Here is a 3,948-nt window from a genome sequence, read left to right on the forward strand (position 1 = left end):
TGCGTGACGTGTCGTTCGCCACGGAGTGCGTCCCGGCATGTTCTTGTGGGGGTGTGGGGGTGGTGCTGGGGGTGGGGGGGGGGGGGGTAGGGCGCCTCCCCGCCCGCCGCCGCTCGGAGGGGGCCGCCTAGGAGGGCAGCTCCTTGAGGGTGATGTTGCGGAAGGACGCCTGGTCGGCGGCTCCATGGTTCTGGAGGCCGATATGGCCGTCCTTCAGGCTGCGCTCGGGGTCCTTGTTGGTGAAGTCGTTGATCTTCGCGCCGTTCAGGAAGACCTGGACGCGCTCACCCTGGACCCTGATCTCGTAGTTGTTCCACTGTCCCGGGGGCCGCAGCACCCGGTCGCGGGCCTTGAGGTCGGCCGACTTGAAGCCGTAGACCGAGCCGGTGGTCCTGGCGGGGACGTCGGTGGCGTCGATCTGGATCTCATAGCCCTTGTTCACGGCCGACCAGGGGTCGTCGGAGGCCGGGAAGCCGATGAAGACGCCGGAGTTGTCGTCGCCCGCGAGCTTCCAGTCGAGCTTGAGGGAGTAGGACTTCAGCTCCTTGGCCTGGTACCAGAGCAGGCCCATGCCGCCCTCGGAGCGCATCTCGCCGTCCGAGACGCTGAACTTGCCGGGTCCGGCCTGCTTCCAGCCCTCGGTGGTCTTGCCGTTGAAGAGGGAGCGCTCACCCGTCTGCGGGCGGCAGTCGGCCTTGACCTGGCCGGCGGCGTAGCGCAGTCCGCCCAGCAGATGGCCGCGGAAGGCCGGCTCGGCGTAGGACTCCTTGGTGTGGCCGCCGCCGGTGTAGAAGGACCGGCCTCCGTCGTAGGTCTGGCACCAGGCGATCGGGTGGTCGCCCTTCATGGTGCCGCCCCGGTAGGTGGTCTCGTCCAGGGTGGCCAGCACGCGGACCTTGGAGCGCGGGTTGACGGCGTAGTTGTACCACTCGTCGGTACGGGGCCACTCGTCGTTGAGGTGCTCGGTGGCCGGGTGGTCGTCGTCCTCGACGCGGACGGTCCCGGGCTGGATCTCCGGGTGGCCGGAGAAGTAGGCGCCGACGAGTCCGCCGTAGAACTTCCAGTCGTACTCGGTGTCGGCCGCCGCGTGGACGCCCATATAGCCGCCGCCGGTGGAGATGTAGTTCTCGAACGCCTTCTGCTGGTCGGCGTTGAGGACGTCTCCGGTGGTGGAGTTGAAGACGACGGCGTCGTAGCGGGCGAGGTTGCTGGTGGTGAACTGGGCGGCCTGTTCGGTGGTGTCGACCGTGATGTTGCTGGTCTTGCCCAGTTCCTTCAGGGCCGCGTTGGCGGAGTCGATGGCGTCGTGGCGGAAGCCGGCCGTCTTGGAGAAGACGAGGACGCGCTTGGCGGTACGGTCCGGCGGGGTGTTGGAGAACTCGAAGTCGTCGAGGTCGTACAGGGCTCCGGCGCCGCCCTTGAAGACCAGGAAGAGTTCGGTGGTCTTCTTCGGCACGCCCCGCAGCGGGATGTCGATGTCCTGGAAGGTCTCCCAGCTTCCGGTGACGGGCACGGGCCCGGAGCCGAGGATCCTGCCGGTGGGCGAGCCGGTGCGGACTTCGAGGAAGCCGCCGGCGCCACCGGAGGAGATCCGGGCGGTGAGCTTGGTCGAGCCGGTCAGGTTGTACGGCTTGAAGGAGATCCAGTCGTCGTTGTCGATGTCACCGACGGTCTTGCCGCCGTTGGCGGCGGGCTTGTCGTAGGTGCGGATGCCGGACTGGGCGCTGAAGTGCTCGGCCTGGCGGTGGCGCGGCTGGAGCTGGACCTGGTCGTTGGTGGTCAGGGGCGCCTGGCCGCCGCCGCCGTTGTCCGTGTACTCGGCCACGAAGACGCCGTAGATATTGGCGTTGGGGTCGTGGCCGCCCTCGCCCATGGTCTTGATGGTGCCGGAGCAGCCCTTGGCCTCGGTGAGCTTGTGGGCGTGGCTGTCATGGCCGAGGAGATAGCTGACGGTGACCTTGGAGCAGTCGATCTTGCCGTCGGCGCCGGCGGCGCTGTCCTCCGGGTCGGTCACCTTGACCTTGAAGGGCACCTCGTCGCCGAAGTTGAACAGCGCTCCGTCGGCGGGCGGTTCAAGGGTGACCTTGGGTGCGGTGTTGCCGACGACGATCTGGACACTGGCGGCGGCGGTGCGGCCGGTCGGGTCCTTGACGGTCAGGGTCGCCGTGTAGGTGCCGTTCTTCTTGTAGCGGTACGAGGGGTTGGGCTCGGTGGACTTGCCGCCGTCGCCGAAGTCCCAGGCGTAGGTCAGCGCGTCGCCGTCGGGGTCGGCGGCCTTGGAGGTGAAGTTCACGCGCAGCGGGGACGTGCCGGAGGTCTTGCTCGCCTTGACCTCCGCGGAGGGGGAGCGTCCGCCGGTCGCGTTCTCGATGCGGTAGAGCGCCGAGTGCTCGTTGCCGCCGAACCAGGCGGTGCCGTAGTCGAGTACGTACAGCGCGCCGTCCGGGCCGAACTGCATGTCCATGACCTGGGTGCCGGACCACGGGAACGGGTTGATCTTGGTGACCGCGCCGTCCGCGCCCTGCTCGATCCGCTTGATCCAGCGGCGGCCGAACTCACCGGCGAAGTAGTTGCCGTCGTACGCCTCCGGGAACTTCACCGGGGACGGGTTGTTCGGGTCGTAGCGGTAGACGGGCCCGCCCATCGGGGACTCGCCACCCGTGCCGAACTCGGGAACCGAACCGCCGTCGTAGGGTATCCACGCCTTCTGGGCGGGCGGCAGATCGGTGAGGCCGGTGTTGTGCGGCGAGTCGTTCTTGGGCGCGTCGCAGTCGAAGGCGGCGCCGGAGGTCTTGGTCGCGAAGTCGTAGTCGACGTAGGGGACCTTGAAGGTGTTGCAGAGCGGCCAGCCGAAGTTCCCGGGCTTGTCGACCTTGACGAAGCCGACCGCGCCGGCGGGGCCGCGCTTGGGGTCGGCGGCGCCCGCGTCGGGGCCGTAGTCACCGACGTACGCGACACCGGTCTTCTGGTCGACACTGAAGCGGAAGGGGTTGCGGAAGCCCATCGCGTAGATCTCGGGGCGGGTCTTGGCCGTCCCCGGCGCAAAGAGGTTTCCGTCGGGTATGGAGTACGAGGCGTCCTCGTTGACCTTGATCCTGAGCAGCTTGCCGCGCAGGTCGTTGGTGTTCGCGGAGGTACGGCGGGCGTCGTACGCGGGGTTGCGGCCGGGCCGTTCGTCGATGGGGGTGAAGCCGTCGGAGGCGAACGGGTTGGAGTCGTCACCGGTCGACAGATAGAGGTTGCCCTGGGCGTCGAAGTCGATGTCGCCGCCGACGTGACAGCAGATGCCCCGGGTCGCGGGGACGTCGATGACCTTCTTCTCGCTGGCGTTGTTCAGGGTGCCGTCGGCGTTCAGGGTGAAGCGGGAGAGGCGGTTGACGCCATCGAACTTGGCGAAGTCGGCGGCGGTGCCCTCGTTGGGGGCGTCACCGGTTGGGGTGTCCAGCGGCGGCGCGTAGTAGAGGTAGACCCGCCGGTTCTCGCTGAACTTCGGGTCCAGGCCGATGCCCTGGAGACCCTCCTCGTCGTGCGAGTAGACCGGGATCTTGCCGACGACGCGGGTGCTGCCCGTGAAGTCGGTCATCCGGAGTTCACCGTTGCGTGAGGTGTGGAGCACGCTGCGGTCCGGGAGGACCACCATGGACATCGGCTCGCCGGTCTCGGCCGCGCCCTTGGCGAGGGTGATCTGCTGGAACTGCTCGGCGGACGGCGCCGGCTCGGGATCGGCGGCGGCCGCGGGCTGCGGCGCGGTGAAGGTGAACGATGTGGCGGCGAGGAGACCGCCGGTGAGGAGGGCGAGCGCTCTGCGCGCAGGGGATCTTTTTCTGGTCACGTTCCTGGTCACGTGCACGAATTTCCTCCGGGAGGGACCGGTAATCGGGCGGGTTGCCGTGGAACCGGAGTGCGCCGTCACACCGGGGACCACCTAAGTCCTGTACACATCAGGGA

1 protein-coding gene is annotated in these 3,948 nt (G+C 68.2%); it reads right to left on the reverse strand.

All coding sequences use genetic code 11. The features are described from left to right. Window positions 1-127 precede the first annotated feature (127 nt). Entirely contained in the window at window positions 128-3,850 is a 3,723-nt protein-coding gene (locus ACWF94_RS35685; protein WP_453498447.1) for a ThuA domain-containing protein, read from the reverse strand. Window positions 3,851-3,948: the final 98 nt, after the last annotated feature.

This window comes from Streptomyces sp. NPDC055078 (assembly GCF_053607985.1).